1 protein-coding gene is annotated in these 22,279 nt (G+C 69.1%); it reads right to left on the bottom strand.

From position 1 onward, the window contains the following. Positions 1-17 precede the first annotated feature (17 nt). Entirely contained in the window at positions 18-22,229 is a 22,212-nt protein-coding gene (locus HYG77_RS22615; RefSeq protein ID WP_244373067.1) for a non-ribosomal peptide synthase/polyketide synthase, read from the bottom strand. Between the last annotated feature and the right edge of the window lie 50 nt (positions 22,230-22,279).

Genomic DNA, 22,279 nt, shown 5'->3' with positions numbered 1-22,279 from the left:
TGCGGGCCTCGGCTTGCTCAGGTTCCAGGGGCCACTGTGTTCCCCCGATCCCGTAACACTCGGCCGATCTCGGCGAGCGGTTCCTTGTCCGCCAGGGCGGCGTGGGTGGCGTCGACGTCGAACTCGATGACGTTCTCGCCGAGCCGGCCCCGCCACATCTGTGGGGGACGCGCATGAAGTTCGAGGTCTGCTGCCGCGGTGAAGAACTGGATCTCTCCGTCGTAGCGGCGCGGTTGATGCCGGGCATTGAGGAGGCCGAGTCGGTCGATCACGTTCCCGAGTCGGCGGAGGGCGTCGGCGGTGAGGAAGCTCAGACCCGGATGCTCGTCGCCCAGTACTCGCGCCGCATCCTCGTAGTCGATCCCGCCGTCCGGCAACCGGTCTGCCGGGACACCGAGTTCGGCCAGCGCGTCACGGATCGACGGCTGCTCGCCGCGGATGTCGTCCCGTTCGTGGAATTCCGGCGGCAAGGTGTCGAGCATCGCGAGTGTCGCGACACTCTCGTTGTTTTCACTGAACTGGACGGCCATCTCGTGAGCGATGATGCCGCCCAGCGACCAGCCCAGCAGGTGGTAGGGACCGCGGGGTTGCACGGCCCGGACTGCCTCGACATAGGAGGTGGCAAGCTCCGCGACGCTGTCGGGGACGGCGGCGGCCCCCGTGGCCTGGAGACCGTAGAGGGGGCGGCCGCCGAGGTAGTCCGTGAGTCCCGCGTAGCACCAGGACATTCCGCTCGCCGGATGGACGCAGAAGAGGGGTGGGCCCTCCCCCGTTCCGCCCAGCCGCACCACGGTGTCGAGCACACTTTCGGACAGTTCGGGGCCGGCCTCGATCCGGGCTGCGAGTTGCTGCACGGTGGGGTCGGTGAAGACCCACTGGATCGGCACCTCCCGGCCGAGGCGGCGGCGTAGTTCGCCGGCCACCGTTGCCGCACCCATCGACGTTCCGCCCAGGGTGAAGAAGTCCTCGTCGGCGGGCACGGTGTCGACACCGAGCGCAGCGGCCATCGCGTCGGCCACAGCCTGCTCGACTCGTCCGGCCGGGAGGACGGCCGCTTCGGTGTCGAATGCCGATGTCGGGAGCCCGTTCCGGTCCACCTTGCCCGACGGCATCACCGGCAACCGGTCCAGGACGGTGACGGCGGAGGGGACGAGGTGCCGGGGCAGCAGGCGACGCGCGTGGGCGCGCACCGCAGCCGAGGTGAGGTCGGGGTGGCCGCTGACGTAGGAGACCAGGACCGTGGCCCCGTCACCCGTGGCTTGGGGCACGGTGACGGCGGACTGGACATCGGGGTGACGGAGCAACGCCGAATCCACTTCGGCGGGTTCCACCCGGATCCCGGCGATCTGCACCTGCGCGTCTTCGCGGCCCAGGTATTCGAGTTCGCCGTCTGCGGTGCGCCGCACCAGGTCACCGGTGCGGTACATCCGTTCGCCGGGTTTGCCATAGGGATGGGCCACGAATCGGGTTGCGGTGAGGTCGGTACGGCCAACGTAACCCCGTGCAACGCTGGTGCCGGCCAGGTACAGCTCCCCCACCACACCGTTCGGGACCGGATGCAGGCGCGCGTCCAGCACGAGGGCGGCACCGCCGTCGATCACGGTGCCGATGTTCACGCGGCCCGGGCCCAGTGGTCCGGCGAGCGACCCGAGGATGGTGAATTCGGTGGGCCCGTAGGCGTTGAACAGTCGGTGCCGACGGGACCACCGTGCAGCCAGTTCGGTGGGCAGTGCTTCGCCGACGGCCACGACGGTACGCGGCGACAGCGTCTCGGCATCGAGGGTGGCCAGCACACTGGGTGTCGCAATGAGGTGGGTGATCTGTGCGTCGACGACCGTCTTTGCCAGTTCGTCTCCGGCGTAACCGAATTCCGAGGACATCACCAGGGTTCCGCCGGAGGTCAGTGCGTAGAGCATCTCGAACAGCGAGGCGTCGAAAGTGGGTGAGGCGAGTTGCAGCACGCGGATGTCCGATTCGATGCCGAGAACCGGAGGCTGTGCGGCCACCACGTTCACCAAACCCCGATGCGGCACCACGACACCTTTCGGTTGTCCGGTGGATCCGGAGGTGTAGATGAGGTAGGCCGCGTGATCGGGTTCCGTCACCTGCGCGTATCCGCGTCGACGGATCCTGCGATCCCCTCGGGCCGGTGTCTGCTCGTTCCACTGCGCATCGGACAGGTCGAGCCAGTCCACGGCGCCGGTCAGCGTAGAAGCGAGGTCGCCGACCGTCACCCCGAGCACCGCCGCCGAATCGGTGATCATCCAGGCGACGCGCTCCGCGGGATGCGCCGGGTCGACCGACAGCCACGCCGCACCGGACTTCGTCACGGCCCACACGGCCAGCACCCAGTACCGGCCGCGGGGTGTCGCGATCGCCACGACGTCTTCGGGTCCGACGCCCCGGTCGATCAGTCGTCCTGCCCAGCGTTCCGCTTCCGCGTCGAGTTCCGCGTAGGTCCACTGCCGGTCGCCGTCCACCACCGCGACCGCGTCCGGGGTCGCCCGCACCTGGGCCTCGAACACGTCGGCGAGCGTGCGGGGCGACGGTGTGCGCAACGGCCCGCGGACGAGCTCGTCGTACTCGTGTTCGGTGAGGACCGGGAGGTCGCCGACCGGAATCGACGGGTTGTCGGCGACGGCGTCGAGGAGGCGGCTGTAACGTCCGGCGAGTCCGCGGGCGCTCACCTCGTCGAACAGGTCCGTGGCGTACACCAGACGGAGGGTGAGGGCCTCCTCGGTGTCGACGACGTCCCACACGAGATCGAATTCGATTCGCGGTTCGTCGACATCGACCGGTGCGGCGCCGGGCAGGCTTACGGGCTGCGACGGCACCCGCCGATAGTTGAGGACCACCTGGAACAGCGGGTTGTGGGCAGGTGAACGCTGCGGCGCCACCCGCGCGACGACGTCGTCGAACGGGACGTCCGCGTGCGCGAAGGCCTCCAGATCCACCGTGCGTACCCGGTCGAGGAGTTCCTCGAACGACAGGGCGGCCGGCACCTCGGTGCGCAGCGCGACGGTGCCGACGAACATGCCCACCAGCCGGTCCAGCAGGGGGTCGGGTCGACCACCGACGGCGGTGCCCACCACGACATCGGAGTTGCCGCTTTCCCGTGCTAGCACTACGGCGAGTGCGGCATGCAACACCATGAAGACGGTGACGCCGTGGACACGAGCCAGGGCATGCAGCCGAGCGCGGAGTTCCTCGTCGACGACCCAGTCCACGCGGGAACCGTTGCGGCTGGGGTGGCTCGGCCGCGGACGGTCCGTCGGCAGCGACAGCGGTGCGTCGACGCCGCCGAGAACACGTCCCCAGTAGTCGAGTTGGGTGTACGCGACACTGCCGGGATCGGCGGCGTTTCCGAGGAACTCACGCAGCCACAGGGTGTAATCACCGTAGTCGACGGGAAGCGGATCCCACTGCGGCGCTGCAGCTTCCACGCGCGCACGGTAAGCCTCCGCGAGGTCGGCGAGCAACGGGTCCATCGAGCCGCCGTCGAGTGCGATGTGGTGCACTGTCGCGGCGACGATGTGTCCACCGGCAGGTTCGGCCCACATCCGCACGCGCAGGGGTGGTTCATGTTCGAGGTCGAATCGTTGTCTGCCGAAATTCTGGAGGTCTGCGTCACCCTCCTGCACGAGGCTGTCGACGACGTGTGCGGTGGGAACGATCACCTGGTGCGGGCCGTCCGCGTCGGCCGGGAAGACGGTGCGCAGCACCGTATGCCGCTCCACCACATCGGCGATCGCCGCCTGGAGAGCGGCCAGGTCCACGCCGGCGTCCAGCCGTGTACCGAACATCATGTGATGGACGGAAGCGTCGGGATCCACCTTGTTGAGGAGCCACATGCGTTGCTGTTGCGGCGAGAGGGGAACCCGGGCGATCGGGTCCCGGCGCACGAGTGCCGGGCGCCGAGCCGCTCCGGTCGATCGCGCGTGGTCCAGCCAGCGCGCGAGGCCGGCCGCGGTCGGGTTCTCGAACAACGCCCGCCACGCCACGCTCACCCCGAACGCCGCGGAGAGCCGGCCGGCCACCGCGGTGGCGGAGAGCGAATCACCACCGAGGTCGAAGAAACTGTGGTTCGCGCCGGGCAGGTCGACACCGAGGACGTCGGCGAAGACACCTGCCACCAACTCTTCGGTGATCGTTCGCGGCGGCAGCACATCCACCGGCTGCGTGGCAGGCAGCTGCAGCGCGCGCACGTCCAGTTTGCCGTTGGCGGTCAGCGGTAGGGATTCGAGCACCACCATTCTCGATGGCACGAGGTACCCGGGCAGTTGTTCGGCCAGGCGCTCCGCCAACGACGCCGGGTTCAGGTCGGTGCCGGTGACGAAGGCGGTCAGTTCGCCGTCACGCAGAAGCACCGCGGCCTGCTCGACTCCGGTGAGCCGGAGCAGCCCGGCCTCGACCTCGGCGGGTTCGATCCGCATGCCCCGCACCTTCACCTGCCGGTCCACGCGGCCGACGAAGGACAACGTACCGTCTGCGCGGCGATGCACCAGGTCGCCGGTGCGGTATCTGCGCGAACCACCGTCGGCGGCGACGAAGCTCGCCGCCGTGAGGCCGGGCTCGTCCAGGTATCCCCGGGCCAGACCGGGACCCGACAGATACAGCTCGCCGATGCCGCCCACCGGTACCGGCTGCAGGCGGGAATCCAGCACGGTCGCCGTGGTGCCGGCAATGGGTGCGCCGATCGTCACGTTCCCGTCCACCTCGGCGAGCGTGGCCACCACGGTGGATTCGGTCGGCCCGTAGGCGTTGAGCATCAGTCGCCCGGCACTCCACATTTCGGCCGATTCGGTGCGCAACGCCTCACCACCCACCGCTACCACGCGAAGCGAGTCGAGCCCGTCGGGATCGAGGGTCGCGAGCACTGCGGGCGTGGAGAGGTAGTGGGTCACGTACTGGTCCGACAGGAAGCGCTGCAACTCGGGGCCCGCGTACACGTCGGGCGGGGCGCACACCAGGCAGGCGCCCGACCCGAACGCCAGCAGCATCTCGAGGAGCGCCGCATCGAACGCGGGATTGTATCCATGCAGTACGCGAGAGTCGGGCGTCACCCGGTAGCGCTGCACGACTTCGGCGGCCAGTGATGCGAGCCCGCTGTGAGTGACGGCCACGCCTTTCGGGGCTCCCGTGGACCCGGAGGTGTAGATGACGTACGCCAGTCCCCGTGCGGAGTCCCGATAGGTCGCGGTGGCGGCGATTGCCCGGTTCGGGCTGGGCACGTAGGCGGCGCCCGTCTTGGTGACGGCCCATAACTCGATGATGAAGTCGACGGATCGCGGCAGGTCGATCGGCAGCATCCACCCGGGACCGAAGCCATCGGCAACCAGTTCGCGAGCGCGCGCGTCCGACTGCCGGTCGAGTTCGCGATACGTCAACGTCCGGGTGCCGTCGGTGACCGCGGGGCTGCCGGGGTACGCGGCAGCGGTCGAGGTCAAAATTTCGGAAAGCGTGCGTTCCTCCGCGGCGGGCCCTCCTCCGAGCGGTTCCGCCCCGGTGAGCGCGATGTCGCCGGTGGCCACCTCGGGGTGGTCGGCGACAGCTTCGAGCACCCGGACGAGTTCTTCGGCCAGCGACTGAACGGTGGCGTGGTCGAACAGATCCTGCGCGTACGCCACGGCGCCCGTCATACCGGCGGGGTCGGCGTCGTCCCACTGCTCGGTGAGGGTGACGTGGAGATCGAATTTGACTGTCCCGGTGTCGACTTCCTCCGCTTGCACGTCGAGGCCGGACATCCGCACGGTGGGGGGCCGCAGGTTTTCCAGCGCCAGCGCGACCTGCGGAACACGGCCACCGAGAAGGTCGGCGATCACCTCGAACGGGACCTCGGCGGTGTCGAAGGCCTCTACGTCGAAGTCCCGCACCTGGGCCAGGAGACCGGTGAACGGCATGTCCGGCTCCACCTGCGCGCGCAGGGCGAGGGTATTCACGAACATCCCCACCGCCGCATCCAGCGCCGGGTCCCCGCGGCCGGCGACGGCGGTGGCGATGGTGATGTCACGCTGGTCGCCGAATCGCGCGAGCAGCACGGCCAGCGCGGCGTGCAGCACCATGAACGGAGTGGCCCGGTGTTCGTGTGCCAGCCGGTGGACCGCCTGCTGCACCGGAGCCGGGACGGAGAACCGCACCATCCCGGCCGTGTCCGTGGACGCACTCGTGCGGGGCCGGTCCACCGGGAACGGGGCGACCGATTCGGCATCTGCCAACGCGACCCGCCAGTGCTCGACGCCGCGGGTCGCGTACGCACTGCTCAGCAGCTCTTCCTCCCAGAGCGCATAGTCGGCGTACTGCACGGACGGCGGTTCCCACTCCGGTGCGGTACCCGCGCGGCGAGCCGCATAGGCGGCGAGCACGTCGGCCACCAGCGGCGCGAGGGACCAGCCGTCGGCGGCGATGTGGTGAAGGACGATCACCAGCACGTGGACGTCAGGTGCTACTTGCAGCAGTTGCACCCGTAGTGGCGGCTGGGCGGTGAGGTCGAATGGTGCGCGTGCGAGTCGCGTGACCGTGTCGGCCACATCCGAGGCGTCCACGTCGCGCGGCGTGAGGTCCAGTGCCACGCCCGGCGTGATGTCCTGCCAGGGCGACTCCCCCGGCGCCGACGGATACCGGGTTCGCAGCACCTCGTGGCGGGCGGTCACGTCACCGAGTGCGATGGCCAGCGCCGTCACGTGCAGGTCACCTTCGAGCCGCACCGTGGCAGGGAGATTGTAGGTGGCAGACTCCGGGTTGCGGCGATTCCACACCCACATGCGGTATTGGCTCCGGGACAGCGGGATCCGGTCCGGTCGCGGCCGGGCTCGCAGTGCAGGGCGCAGGCCCGGCGCGGGCACCGACGTGTCGAGGGCTCCGGCGAGCTCCGCGACGGTGGGATGGGCGAAGAGGGTGCGCAGCGGAACCGGGACGCCGACGGCGTCGGTGAGCCGCGCCGTCAGTTGTGTTGCAAGCAGGGAGTTTCCGCCGGTATCAAAGAAGTGCGTTGACCTGCCCGCCTCCTCGATCCCGAGAACGTCCGCGAACACGTCGGCGACCGTCCGCTCGGTGTCGGTGTTCGGCGGCTCGAGCTCACCGGTACCGAGGTCTGGGACGGGGAGCGCACGGACGTTCAGCTTCCCGTTGCTCAGCGGAGGCGGCGAGTCGAGCACCACGACAGAGGCCGGAACCAGATACGACGGCAACACTTCGGCGAGGCGGCGGCGCAGCACCACGGTATCCAGCTCGGCGCGCGGCAGGACGTACGACGTCAGCACGTCGTGGCCGGTGGGCGTGGTGCGCACGACGGTGGCGGCGAAGTCCACGTCGACGAGCCCGGCGATGGCAGTGTCGACCTCGCCGGGTTCGATGCGTACGCCGCGCACCTTGACCTGAGCGTCGTTCCGGCCGAGGAATTCGAGTACATGGCGGTCACCGGCCGCCTTCCACCGCACGAGGTCACCGGTGCGGTACCGGCGCCGGCCGTCGGCGGAGGCCACGAACCTCTCGGCCGTGAGTCCCGGTTGCCCGGCATAGCCACGGGCGAGGCCCGGGCCCTCGAGGTAGAGCTCTCCGGGCATCCCCACCGGAACCGGACGCATCCGCTCGTCGAGCACGACGACCTCGAAGCCCGGCACGGGTTCACCGATCGGCACGGACTCGCCCCGGCGGAGGGGGCCGGTGGCGATCGCGTACATGGTCGCTTCGGCCGGTCCGTAACCGTTGATCATTCGGCGGCCGGGCGCCCACCGATCCACCAGGGCGGTACCCAGACGTTCCCCGCCCAGCATGATCATCCGCAGGTGCGGCAATTCGCGCGAACCGATCGTGGCCAGCGCCGTCGGGGTGATGCAGGCGTGTGTGATTCGCTCCCGTTCCAGCAGATCGCCCAGTGCGGGCCCTGCGAACTCCGCATCCGAGGCGACGACCAGGGTGGCCGCCGACGCACCCGCGACGAGGATCTCGAGCAACGCCATGTCGAAGCCGGCAGCCGCACGGTGCAGCATCCGGGACCCAGGGCCGGCGGCATAGCGCTGGGCCACGTCCATGTCGAGTGCGGCAAGGCCGCCGTGCGTCACCACCACTGCCTTGGGAGCGCCCGTGGTTCCGGAGGTGAACACCACGTAGGCGGGCTGGTCCGGGTGGACGCGGGGTCGGACCATCGCACCCGCCGACGTGTCCGCGTGCGTGTGGGGTTCCACCCAGGTGATCTCCCCGCCGAGGGTCGCCGAGCCCACGCCGAGAGTGGTACCCGCCGCGGCGAGCATTGCGTGTATTCGCGCGCTCGGCAGATCAGGATCGACAAGTACGGGTGCCGCACCGGTTTTCGCGATCGCCCACAACCCCACCACGGACTCCGTCGATCGCGGTACCGACCATGCCACCGTCGTGCCGGGACGGGCGCCCAGTTTCTGCAGCTCCCGCGCCAAACCCTCCGACTGCAGGTCGAGCTGCCGGTAGGTGACGGACCTCTCGCCGTCCTGCACCGCGACTGCGCCGGGAGCCAGCACGGCCCCGCGGGTGAGGATGTGGTGCAGCGGGACCGGTGCGGGTGCGGCGGGGCCACGGGCTGGGGCGAGGGCTCCGCGTTCGGCGGGACTCGACAGGTCCACGTCGCCGACCCGCTGATCGGGGTCTGCGGTGACCGACCCGAGTAGCCGGACGAGCTGGTCGGCGAAACCGAGAATCGTCGAGCGGTCGAACAGCGCTGCGTCATATCCGAATTCGAGGTGCATGCGCGTACCCGGCGCTGCCTCGGTGGCGGTGAGCTGGAGGTCGAAGTTCGCGGGATGCGCCGTGGGCGTCATCGGTGTGACCTCGAGGCCGGGCAACGTGAAGTGTCCCGGGCGATGCCTCTGCATCGACAGCGCAACTTGGAACAGCGGATGATGCGACGTCGAGCGGGCGGGATTGAGCAGTTCCACCAGGGTCTCGAACGGCATGTCGGCGTGCGTGTATGCGGCGACGTCCTGGGTGTGAACGTGGGCCAAGACCTCGGCGAAGCTGGCGGAGGGATCGATCTGCGTGCGCAGCACCAGCGTTCCGGCGAACATGCCGACGACGTCGTCGAGTTGGGGGTCGGTGCGCCCTGCGACGGCGGTGCCGATCGGGACGTCCCGGCTGCCGCTGTACCTCGAGAGCAGCACGGCCAGCGCGGCATGCAACACCATGAACGTGGTGGCCCGTCCGGTACGCGCCAGGGCGACGATGCCGTCGTGCAAGGCCTCGTCCAGCTCCACGGCGTGGACGGCTCCGCGGCCGGAGGGTGCCGCGGGACGCGGGTGGTCGAGGGGCAGCGTCACCTGTTCCGGCAGATCGGCCAGCGTCTCGAGCCAGTACTCCCGGCCGGGGTCGTTCAGCATGGTGCGCTGCCACACGCTGTAGTCGCTGTACTGCACCGGCAGCGGCGACCATTCCGGGCTGTGCCCCTCGAGCCGCGCACGGTAGGCGACGGCGGTGTCGCGGATCAGTGTGCCGAGCGACCAGGCGTCGGCGGCGATGTGGTGGACAACCAGCGCCAGCACGTGTGCGTCGGCACCGACGCGATACACACGCCCCCGAACGGGCGGTGCGGCGGCAACGTCGAATCCGGTGTCGACGAGTGCCCGCACGTGGGCGTCGAGTGCGTCGGCGGGAATGGCGACCGGAGCCAGGTCGAGGGGTACCGAGTCGGCCGCGAGCAGCACCTGATGCACCCCCTCGGCGTCGGACGGGTACACCGTGCGCAGGGTCCGGTGCCGCTCGAGCAGGTCCCGGGCCGCGGCCGCAAAGGCTGTGGTGTCCAGTTCGCCGTCGAGGCGGAGGAGGATCGGTATGTTGTATCCTGCTGCGCCGGTGTCGAATTGGTTGAGCACCCACATCCGCTGCTGTGCGGGCGAGAGCGGCACCCGGCCGTGTAACGGATCCGGTAGCAGGGCGGGTCGCCGACGCCCGGTGTGCGCGCGGTCCTCCACGCGGGCTGCCAGCTCGGCCACGGAGGGTGCTTCGAAGAGGTCGCGCACCGTGATGTCCGTGTCGAAGACGGCACTCACCCGAGTCGCGACCCGGGTGGCGATCAGCGAATTGCCGCCCAGTTCGAACAGGCTTCGGCGGATGTCGACCTCGGGCGAGCCGAGCAGTTCGGCGAAGATGCCGGCGACCACTTCCTCGATCGGGCCGTGCGGCACCTGCCACTCGTCGGCGGTCACGTCCGGTTCGGGCAGTGCGCGCCGGTCGACTTTGCCGTTGTGCGTCAGGGGGATCGACGGCACCGCAATGATCGCTCCGGGCACCATGTACTCGGGCAGGAGTGCGCGTAGGTGCCGCGTGAGTGCGGCCGGATCCACCCCGGCCACCACGTACGCCACCAATTGTTCGCCGATGCTCGTGGAGCGCAACACAACTACCGCACCGTCGACGTCGGCGTGACGCAGTAGCGCCGCCTCGACCTCGCCGGGTTCGATGCGGTAGCCGTGGAACTCCACCTGCGCGTCGACCCGGCCGAGGTAGTCGAGTTCTCCGTCGGCACGCCGGCGGGCGAGGTCTCCCGTGCGGTACATGCCGCCACTGGGCGTGAAGGGGTCGGCCACGAACCGCTGGGCGGTCAGGCCCGGCCGGCCGAGATAGCCGCGGGACACCTGCGGGCCCGCGACGTACAGTTCGCCGACGGTTCCCGGTGGCACGGGCCGCAACGAGGTGTCCAATACGTACGTTCGCATTCCCGGGATGGCCCGGCCGAGCGAAGCCCTACCGTCACCGACACCGAGATCGGTGTGGGTGACGTGCACGGTGGTTTCGGTGATCCCGAACATGTTGACGGCGCGAACCGACGGGTGCCGCGCGAGCCACGGTGACACCAGCGCGAGGTCGAGCGCCTCCCCACCGAAGATCAGCAGTCGCAGACTGTTGGTCACGTCGTAGTCGGCCAGCTGGCCGAACGCGGACGGCGTCTGATTGAGCACCGTCACTCCCTCGCGGCTCAGCAGTTCTGCGAAGTCACGCGGCGAACGGGCCACCTCGTGATCCACCAGCACCAGCCGCCCACCGGTGGTGAGCGCTCCCCACATCTCCCACACCGAGAAGTCGAAAGCGTGGGAATGGAACATGGTCCACACGTCGCCGGCGCCGAAGTCGAATTCTCGGCACGTATTGGCCAGCAGCCAGAGCACATTGGCGTGGGACACCAGCACACCTTTGGGCTCTCCAGTGGAGCCGGAGGTGTAGATCAGGTAGGCGCCCTGCGCCTGTGAGTGGTTAAGGAGTCCCTGGACTCGTGAACCACTCACAGGCGCAGCCTCGACTAGCAGAACCGGGCAGGACACCTCGGGCAGGTTCGCCGCGTCTGCGGCGGAGGTCAGCAGCACGGTGGGTGATGCGTCCGAGAGGAGGTAGCGCACGCGTTCGGCCGGGTAGTCGACGTCGACGGGGAGGTACACCCCGCCTGCGCGGACAACCGCGAGCAGCGCCGCGATGAGATCCGCCGACCGCGACAGCGCCACGGCGACGACGTCTTCGGGCCCCACCCCGGCCTCCGACAGCGCTGCGGTCAGTTCGGCGGACCGCCGGTCCAGGTCCGCGTAGGTCAGGGTGGTGTCGCCGTCGGTGACAGCGACGGCGTTCGGGTTCTCGGCGACGCGCTGTGCGAAGAGTTCCGCCAGCGACTCCACCGACGGTGCGACACCTTCTGCGCCTCCGACGAGGGCCCTCTGCTCGTCCGCGGTCAGCACGTCGATGGCACCGACGTCGGCATGGGGTCGGTCGGTGACTGCACGCAGGATCCGCAGCAGTCGCTGCACCCACTGCTCGACGGTGTGCTGATCGAACAGTTCGGTGGGGAAGGTGAACACGCCGTCGAGACCGGCGGGACTTCCGTCGGGTGTGCGCCGGTCGCGCAGCGACACCTCGAGGTCGAAGCGGCTGATCCCGGTGCCTGCCTCGCGGCCCCGGACGACGAGGCCGGGTAGTTCTGGCAGCCGGTCTGCGCCGCCGTCTCCAAAGTTCTCGAACGCCAGCATCACCTGGAAGAACGGATGGTGACCCGCTGACCGGGCCGGGGCGAGGGCGTCGACCACGAGGTCGAACGGCACCTCGGAGTGCGCGAACGCCGCGATGTCGGTCTCCCGCACGGACGCCAGCAGTTGCGCGAACGTCGAACGCGCATCCACCCGGCTACGCAAGGCAACGGTGCCGACGAACATTCCGACCACGTCGTCCAGCGCGGGGTCGGTGCGACCCGACGTGGGGGTTCCCACCGCGAAGTCGTCCGCCCCGGTCAGCTTGGACAGCAACACGGCCAGCGCCGCGTGCATCACCATGAAGAGGGTGGAGTTCTGTTGCTGCGCCAGCTCTTCGAGTGCGCGGTGTAGTTCGGCAGGCACAGCGAACGGGGTGATCCCGGCGGTCCCCTGCAGGGTGCCGGGACGTGTCCGGTCGGTGGGCAGCGGCAGAAGTGTGGGCATGTCCTGCAATGCCCCGGCCCAGTACTCGAGCTCGCGGTGCGCGAGGCTGTCGGGATCGGCGGGGTCGCCGAGCACCTCACGTTGCCAACGCGCGTAGTCGGTGTACTGCACGGGCAACGCCGGCCACGAAGGCGCCTGCCGGTCGAGCCGGGCCGCGTACGCGGTGGTGAGGTCTCGGACCAGTGGGCCGAACGACAACCCGTCGACGGCTACGTGGTGCAGCACGACGGCAAGGGTGTAGCGCTCCGGAGCCCTTTCGAACAGGGCCAGGTGCACGGGCCGCTCGACCGCGAGGTCGAAGCCCTCGGCGGCGAGGGAGGCGATGGCGTCGTCCACGGCTTCTTCCGCGATGCGGATCGGTGTCAGCTCCACCCCGGGCGGGCCGACCGTCTGGACGACGCCGGTGTCGGTGACCGTGAACACGGTGCGCAGCGTGGCGTGCCGCTCGACGACATCGATGAGCGCCCAACGCAGTGCATCGACATCGAGTGCACCGTCGAGGTCGACAGCGAATGGCACGTTGTACGCGGCAGACCCCGGAGTGAGTTGGCCCAGCAGCCACAACCGTTGTTGCGCGAAGGCGGCCGGCGCCGGACCGTCGGTGTCGCGGGCCACGAGCGGCGGCCGCGCGTCCCCGCCCTCGGCGATCAGCGCGGCGAGGCCGGCGACGGTCGGCTGGTCGAACAGGTGACGCACCCCGACGCGCACTCCCGTCACCGACGACAGCCGCGACACCACCCGGGTAGCGGACAACGAGTTGCCGCCCAGCGCGAAGAAGTCGGTGTCGGCTCCCACCTCGGGCACACCGAGTACCTCGGCGACCGCATCGGCCACCACCTGTTCGAGCGGGGTCTGCGGTGGACGGGTCGACGACGTCGGCAGTTCCGGGTCGGGAAGCGCGGACCGGTCGACCTTTCCGCTCACCGTCAACGGCAACCGGTCGAGCACGGTGATCGATGCGGGCACCAGGTAGCGCGGCAGTCGCTCGGCGACGTAGGCGCGCAGTGCCGCCGACTCCAGGGCGCTGCCGCTGACGTACGACGCCAGTTCGCCGCGGCGCGTCACCGTCACCGCCGAATGAACTCCTGGCGCTGAAGCCAGCACCGCATCGACTTCACCGGGTTCTACGCGGAACCCACGAATCTTCACCTGACTGTCGGCGCGCCCGACGAACTCGAGCTCGCCGAATCGGTTCCACCGCACCAGGTCCCCGGTCCGGTACATGCGCCCGCCGCGGTACGGGTCGGCCACGAAGGTGCCCGCGGTTGTACCCGGCCTGCCGACATATCCCTGAGCCAGACCGGGGCCCGAGAGGTACAGCTCCCCCACTACCCCGACGGGAACCGGTCGAAGTCGCGGATCCAAGACCACGGCCGACATGCCGTCGACGGGGCCACCGATCGTGATACGGGAGCTCGACAGTTCCGCCGCCGTCGCCCAGATCGTCGTTTCCGTGGGGCCGTACAGATTCAGCACCCTGCGCCCGGTTGCCCACCGGGACACCAGTTCGGGCGGGCACACGTCCCCTGCCACCGCGAGAACCTCGAGGGCGTCGAGTCCGCTCGGGTCGATGGTCGCGGGCACTGCCGGGGTCGACGTCCAATGACTGATCCGCTCGCGCCGCAGAAGCTCACGCAGTTCGTCTCCGCCGAAGACGCCGGGTGGGGCGATCACCAGCACGGCGCCGGTGGTGAACGCCAGGAGCATCTCGTGGATCGACGCATCGAACATCGGGGACGCTGCGTGCAGCACCCGCGACTGCGGGGTGGCCCCGTAGAAGCGGCGCAGGGCGGCGGCATGACCGGACAGGCCGCGGTGGGTGACGACGACGCCCTTGGGTGTGCCGGTCGAGCCGGAGGTGTAGATCACGTAGGCGGGATGATCCACGGACAGCGGCCGAACCCGCTCGTCGTCGGACACCGGAATCGGATCCGCGCCGGTGCCTGACAGGACCAGCGGAGTGATACCGCCGGGCACCAGCGAGGCGTCGAGTGTCAGCGCCGTGGTGACGCCCGCGTCGGCAAGAATCCGTGCGGTGCGTTCGGCCGGCTGGTCGACGTCGAGGGGCACGAATGCGGCACCGCTGCGCGCGATCGCCCACACCGCGATCACCGAGTCGAGCGAGCGCGGCATCATGATTGCGACCCGGTCACCGGGCCCGACACCGGCGGCGATCAGGCGGCGGGCCCACCCGTTGGACCGGGCATCCAGCTCGCGGTAGGTCAGTTCTTCGCTTCCGCACCGGGCAGCGACCCCGGTCCGGTCAGCCGCCAACAGCTCCGGAAGCGTCTGTGGTGCCGGGGCTTTCGGGCCACGGGACGGAACCAGGGCGGCCGCCTCGGCGGGTGTCACCCACTCGAGGTCGCCCAGTGTCCGGGAAGGATCCGCCACCACCGTGGACAGAATGTGGTGCAGCAGCTCCGACCACCGGGCGATGGTGGCCGAGTCGAACAGTTCCGCCGGGTACACGAGGTCACCGTCGAGTCCGGCAGCTGCCCCGTCGTCGGCCCGCATTTCGCGCAGGGACAGTTCGAGGTCGTACCGGCTGACGGCGCTCTCGATGTTGCGGCGACGGACGGCGACGTCGTCGAGCAGCAACTCTGTTCCACCGAAGTTCTGGTACGCCAGCATCACCTGGAACAGCGGGTGGTGGGTTGCCGATCGCACGGGAGCGACGGCGTCCACCACCTGATCGAACGGCAGGTCGGCGTGGGCGAACGCCTCGAGGTCCGTGGTCCGGACGGCCGCCAGGAATTCGGCGAACGTCTGTCGGTGATCGACGCGAGTGCGCAGCACTACTGTTCCGGCGAACATCCCCACCAGGTCGTCGAGCGCCGGGTCCGGTCGTCCGGAGGTCGGGGTGCCCACGGTGATGTCTTCGCTTCCGCTGAGCACGGCGAGCGTCAGCGCCAACGCGCTCTGCACCACCATGAAGGGGGTGACCCCGCAGCTACGGGCCACTGCGTCCACGGCGCCGTGCAATTCGGCGTCGACCGTGAACGCCACCCGTCCCGCAGTCCGGGGGGCCGCCGGCTTCCGCGGGCGGTCGGTCGGCAGCTCGAGCAGCTCGGGAGTTCCCCGTAGTCGCTCGGACCAGTACGCGACGTCCGCCGGCGCCGTGGTGGCAGACACCGATCGCTGCCACTGAGCGAACCGCCCGTAGCCCACCGGCAGTTCAGGCCACCCCGGTTCGCGTCCGGCACGCCGCGCCGCATACGCCGTCATCAAGTCTCGGGTCAGCGGGCCGAACGACAGTCCGTCCACCGCGATGTGGTGCGCCGTGACGGCGACGGTGTAGCGCTCGGGTGCGCGTTCGAAGATCCGTATCCGTACGGGCACTTCGCGGGTGAGGTCGAATCCGCCGCTGCCCAGGGCCGCGAGTGCGTCGTCGAGCGTGCCGGGGGCGACGACGATCGGCGACAGGTCCAGCTCGACCGGCCGCGCCACCTGCACCACACCGGATGCCGTGTCCTCGAACACCGAATGCAGCGGCTCGTGCCGCCCGACCACGTCGCGTACGGCTGCGGCGAGAGCACCCACATCGACCGGTCCGTCGAGGTCGATCGCGAAGGGAACCACATAGTCGGGTGAGCCGGGGTTCATTTGCTCGTGCAACCACAGCCTCTCCTGCGCGGGCGCGAGGGGTGAGGCACCTCGGTGTCCGGTGGGAGGTCCGTCGACGAGGGGCGGCAGAGCAGCGGTGGTGCGCGCGTCCTCCAGCCGGACCGCAAGTTGGGCGACGGTCGGTGCGTCGAACACATCGCGGACGCTGATCCGGCGGTTCAACGCCGCCCTCAGTCGCGACACCAATCGTGTTGCGGTGAGCGAGCTTCCGCCGAGGGCGAAGAAATCGGCGTCCGCATCGATCGAGGGCACACCCAGCACGTCGGCGACCACCCCGGCGACGAGCTCTTCCAGTTGCCCGCGCGGGGCCCGTGCGGGCACCGGCGCGAGTGTGGGCGCGGGCAACCCCTTCCGGTCGAGCTTCCCGCTGCTGGTCAGTGGCACCTCGTCGAGCACGGTCACCGACGCGGGCACCATGTAACCCGGCAAGCGTTCGCGCAGGAACTCCACCAGGGCTTGCGCATCGAGTTCCGCGCCGTGAACGTAGGACGCGAGCACCGGTTCACCCGCGGCGGAGGTCCGCACCACCGTTGCCGCGGTGTCGACTCCGGGTGCGGACGCCAGCGCGGCGTCGACTTCGCCGAGTTCCACCCGGAATCCGCGGATCTTCACCTGGTCGTCGGTGCGGCCTGCGAATTCGAGCCGATGGTCGCTGGTCCACCGGACCATGTCACCGGTTCGGTACATCCGGGAGCCCGGACTTCCGTATGCGCTTGCGACGAATCGGCTTGCGGTCAAGGCGTATTTGCCGTGATAGCCGCGGGCGAGGCAGTCACCCGAGAGGTACAGCTCACCGACTGCGCCCACGGGTACCGGCCTCAGTCGCTCGTCGAGCACCACGGCCGAGGTTCCCGCGTAGGGCGTGCCGATGGTGATGCGATCGCCGACGTGAAGCGGTTCTGCGCTGGTGCAGACGACGGTGGTTTCGGTGGGACCGTAGCTGTTGAGGAGTACCCGGCCCGGTGCCCATCTGGTCACCAGTTCGGGAGGGCACGGCTCGCCGCAGACCTCGAGGACGCGGAGGTCGGCGAGGCTCTCCGGGTTCATCAGGCGCGGCACCGTGGGGGTGGTGAGGAAGTGGGTGACCCGCTCGCGGCGGAACAGTTCGGTGAGGTCGTCACCGTAGGTGTCGGGAGGCGCGATCACCACGGTGGCGCCGGAGGTGAAGGCCAGGAGTAGTTCTCCGACGGAGACGTCGAAGGACGGTGAGGCGACATGCGCCACCCGGGAGTCGTGGCCGAGGTTGCGGTACTCGGCGTTTGCCGCCACGAGGGCGGCGAGTCCGCGGTGGGTTACCGTGACGCCCTTCGGTATTCCGGTGGAGCCGGAGGTGTAGACGACGTAGGCGGGATGGTCGAGGTGCAACACGCGGGTGCGGTGCCGGTCGTCGATCGCGGTGCTCTCGCCCGTGAGATCTGCCGTGCCGATCCAGTCGATACCGTCCGGAACCACCGATGCATCCCGGGCGAGCGCCACGTCGACTCCGGAGTCGCGGAGCATGTGCGCGATGCGCTGGGCTGGGTAGCCGGGGTCTATCGGCACGAACGCGGCACCGGATTTCGCGACGGCCCACATGGCCACGACGGACTCCGCGGACCGGGGCACCATCACCGCCACCAGATCTTCCGGCCCAATGCCGCGCGCAATCAGTCTGTGGGCCAAACGGTTTGAACGCTGTTCGAGCTCCGGGTAGGACATGTCGTTGCCGTTGAACCGCAGCGCGACGCCGTCGGGGTTGAGCCCGTCGTGCAGGAGTTGCGGCAAGGTTCGCGGGGGAACCGCGGCACCGTCGGACGCCGGCACGAGTGCCGCCCGGTCGGCCGGACCGAGGAGGTCGATGTCACCGATCGGACGGGTCGGGTCGCTCGCGACGGCCGTCAGGATCTTCTCCAGTTGTCCCGCCCACCGGTTCACGGTCCCGTCGTCGAACAGTTCCCGTGGGTACGTGATGACGCCGCGCAGACCGCCCGGATCGCCGTCGCCGGCCGGGAGTTCGTCCACGGTGATGTCGAGATCGAAGGCGCGAACGTGCGGTTCCTGCTCCCGCACACGGGCCGTGACCCCGTCGAGCTGGATCTCCGGGCCGATCGAATTCTGGTAGGCCAGCATCACCTGGAACAGCGGGTGTGCGTCCGCGGTCCGGGTGGAGAGCACCTCCTGCACCACCGAGTCGAACGACACGTCGGCATTGGTGAAGGCTTCGAGGTCGGCGCGGCGGACGGTGCGCAGTAGGTCGGTGAACGTCGCACCTGCCGCTACCGGGGTGCGCAGCACCACCGTGCCCACGAACATGCCGACGATGCCGTCCAGCGCGGGGTCGGGGCGTCCGCCGGTGGCGGTGCCGACCGCGATGTCCTCGGTGCCGGTCAGTCCGCGCAGCAGTACGGCGAGCGCGGCGTGCAGCACCATGAACGCCGTGACGTCGTGCTCGCGCGCGAGGGCGAGCAGGCACCGGTGCAGCTCGGGGTCGACCCGGAACTCGGCGCTTCCGGCGGTGAGAATTTGTGCGGACGGTGGCCGGGGACGATCCAGGGGCAGCGGAAGCACCTCGGGCAGGCCACGCAAAGTGTCTGCCCAGTAGTCGAGTTGGCGGCGGACCAGGCTCGCGGGGTCGTCCGGATCACCGAGAACTTCTTGCTGCCACCACGCGTAGTCGGTGTACTGCAGCGGCAACGGCTCCCAGACCGGCGCTTGCCCTCGACGACGGTCGGCGTACGCGGCCGAGACATCCCGGACGAAGAGGGGAAGGGACAGACCGTCGATTGCGATGTGGTGCACCACCACCGACATCGTGTACTGGCCGGGGGCTACTCGGCGCAGCCGCATCCGGATCGGTATCTCGCGCGTGAGGTCGAACACGGCGGCAGTTTCGGCATCCGCCAGCTCGACGTCCTTGCTGCGCACTACCTGTCGTGGACCGGCTCCGTCATCGGGAAGTACGGTTCGCAGCGCCGGATGCCGCTGCACCACATCGTCGATCGCGGTACGAAAGGCAGCGACATCCAGATCGCCGGAGAGGTCGACCGAGAACGTCACCACGTACGGGTCGCGCTCGGGGTTCCGCTGATTCACCAGCCACAGCCGTCGCTGTTCCGCGGACAGCGGCGCCGCTGTGTCCACGGTCCGCGGCACCAGCGGTGGTCGCGACTCGGTGTCGGGCGCGCCGAGGTGAGCGGCCAGGGCTTCTGCAGTCGGGTGGTCGAAGATGTCGCGCACCGTGACGCGGCGGCCCAGCACCGCGCTGGACCGTGAAGCGAGACGTGCTGCGCCCAGCGAGTTTCCACCCAGTGCGAAGAAATCGGCATCGATTCCGACGGTGGCCAGTCCCGTTTCCGAGGCGAATGCTCCGACGAGAAGTTCCTCGATCGGTGACCGCGGTGCGCGATCACCGGTGCCGCGCGGTGACGGGGTGGGCAGTGCTGCCTTGTCCACCTTGCCTGCCGGTGTCAGAGGCACCGAATCGAGCACGGTGATCGACGGCGGTACGAGGTGGTCCGGCAACCGTTGCGCGAGATGGTCGCGCATCCGCGCGGGCTCGAGGTTCCGCCCGTGCACATAGGTCGCCAACTGCGGGCCGCTCACACCCACGGCGGCAACAGTCACAGACAGGTCCACACCGGGATACGTCCGCAGCACGGCGTCGATCTCGCCGGGCTCTACTCGGTGACCTCGGATTTTCACCTGGTCGTCGGCGCGACCGATGAACTCGAGCGTCAGGTCGGGAGTCCAGCGCACCAGGTCGCCAGTGCAATACAGGCGCCCGTCTCCGTAGGGATTGGCGACGAATCGGGTGGCGCTGCGCCCCGGTTGTCCCAGGTATCCGCGCGCGATCCCGGGCCCGAACAGGTACAACTCCCCTACTGCGCCCACCGGTAACGGCCGCAACCTGGTATCGAGCACCAACGCGGAAACACCGTCGATCGGGGCGCCGATCGTGATGACGTCGGTGGGTGCGAGCGGCGCCGTCGACGTGGACCACACTGTGGCCTCGGTGGGCCCGTAGAGATTGAGCATTGTTCGGCCCGGCGCCCACCGCGTGAGCACTTCGGGCGGGCATACATCGCCGGCTACGGCAATGACCTGTAAGTCGTCGAGCCCGTCGGGGTCTGTCACGGCCGGTACGGCGGGGGTCACCGTCCAGTGCGTGATTCGCTCCCGGCGCAGCAATGCGGTCAGCTCGTCGCCGCCGTACACGTCTGCCGGGGCGATCACCAAGGTGGCGCCGGCGGTGAAGGCCGACAGCATTTCGTGAATGGACGCGTCGAAACTCGGCGACGCGAATGCGAGTACCCGCGATTCCGGAGTTACCCGATAGTGCCTGCGCAGTGCTGCCGCGTGGCTCGACAGTCCGCGATGAGTGACCACCACACCCTTGGGCGTTCCGGTCGACCCGGAGGTATAGATCACGTACGCCGGGTGATCGACGTGCAGCGGACGTATGCGGTCTGTGTTCGTGATCGGCGCGGCGGAGCCGTCACCGTCAAGCAGCGACATCCACTCGACGCCGTCCGGTACGACGCCGGAATCTGCGGCGAGCGCGAGGGTGACCTTGCTGTCGGCCAGCATGTGCGTGACCCGCTCGGCCGGATAGCCGGGGTCGATGGGGACGAAAGCCGCACCCGCTTTCGCGACGGCCCACAACCCGACGATCGATTCGACGGAACGGGACGCGATCACCGCGACTCGATCTTCGGGCCCGACTCCTCGTTCGATCAGCCTGCGCCCCAGCCGGTTCGACCACTCATCGAGTGTGAGATATGTCACATCCATTTCCCCGCAGCGGATTGCGGGGCGGGTCGCGTGCTCCGGCACGGTCAGCAGGGCGGCGAGGGTCGCCGGTTCGGCGGCGCTGGGCCCCGAGGCCGGCACGAGGACTCCGCGCTCGGCTTCGTCGAGAACCTCGAGATCGGCGACTGGGCGATCGACCCCGGCTCCGACGAAGTCGGTGAGGTAGGCCACGAATCGCTCGAGAAGCCGTTCTACCTCGGCCTGTTCGTACAGGGCGGGGTTGGCCTCGAAGCAGACGCGCGGCGGGCCGCCGCCGACTCCGGGGTAGATGTCGACGGCGAGATCGTCGACCGGTCCAGCGGAAAGGAGGTACATTTCGCCTGCCTCGTCACCGAGGGTGACGTCGTGCAGGAATGCCATGATGTTGACCACCGGCCCGAACGCAGCACGCGACTGGAACTCGAGCCCCAGGTCGCGCAGCATGTCTTCGTATCGATACCGCTGGTGACGCAATGCTCCGGTGAGTTCGAGCTGCACCCGGCGCACCACATTCTCGGTGTCATCTTCTGCGCCGATTGCCACGCGAACCGGGACGAGGTTCGACACCATGCCCGCCGATCGGCGCATTGCTGCGGTGGTGCGCCCGGACACCGGAAGGCTCAGCACGATGTCGGTGTTGCCGGTCATCCGAGCCAGAAATACCGCGAATGCGGCCACCACGATCGGCACTTCCGACGAGTTGGATCGACGCGCGAGTTCGTCCATCAGTTCGGTCGTTTCACGCGTGAGAGTACGGCTGGCGATCCGGGAGACGGCGGCGGGCGGAGCCTCACGACGAGTCAGCCGCGACGGCGCAGGCAGCTCGATCAGCCGCTTTGCCCAGTGTTCGCGGTCGACGGCCGCCCTGCTAGAACCTTCGTACGCAATTTCGGCGTCGAAGATGTCGCGCACACCCAGCGCCCGCGGTTCCGGTGGTTCCGTCCCGCGCACTGCGTGGGTGTACAGCTCCGCAATGCGCTCGACCACAGTCATCGCGCCGTAGCCGTCCACGATCAGGTGATGCGCGAACGTGTTCCAGTAAAAGTGGTTTTCGTCGAGGTGCAGGAGTGTCGACGCGATCATCAAATCCGCGGTCGGGTCGAGCCGACGGCTGTATCGCTCGGTCATCCACCACCTGGCCTCAGCCTCGGGATCCGCGGATCCCCGCAGGTCGAGGTAGCTGAGGGCGTTTGGGATCGAAGGGTCGAACGATTGCGAGGGCACCCCGTCACGCTCGACTATGTGGACGAACGGAGACTGCAGTTCGCGCGCCGCACGGGTGGTCGCCTCGGTCAATGCATCGACGTCCAGTGCCCCACGAACCTCGACATACAGCGCCACGTTCAATGGGACGTCCGGGTCGAGTTGCTGGGCGAACCAGAGCCCCTGCTGGGCACGCGAAAGAGGGAAGGCACTCACAAGCGCCACCCCCTTATCAGCGATGCACCGCATCGAGCCGTCACCCCGTC

The organism is Rhodococcus sp. ZPP (assembly GCF_017656075.1).
GTDB lineage: Bacteria > Actinomycetota > Actinomycetes > Mycobacteriales > Mycobacteriaceae > Rhodococcus_F > Rhodococcus_F oxybenzonivorans.
This window is presented reverse-complemented; position numbering and strand designations above follow the sequence as displayed.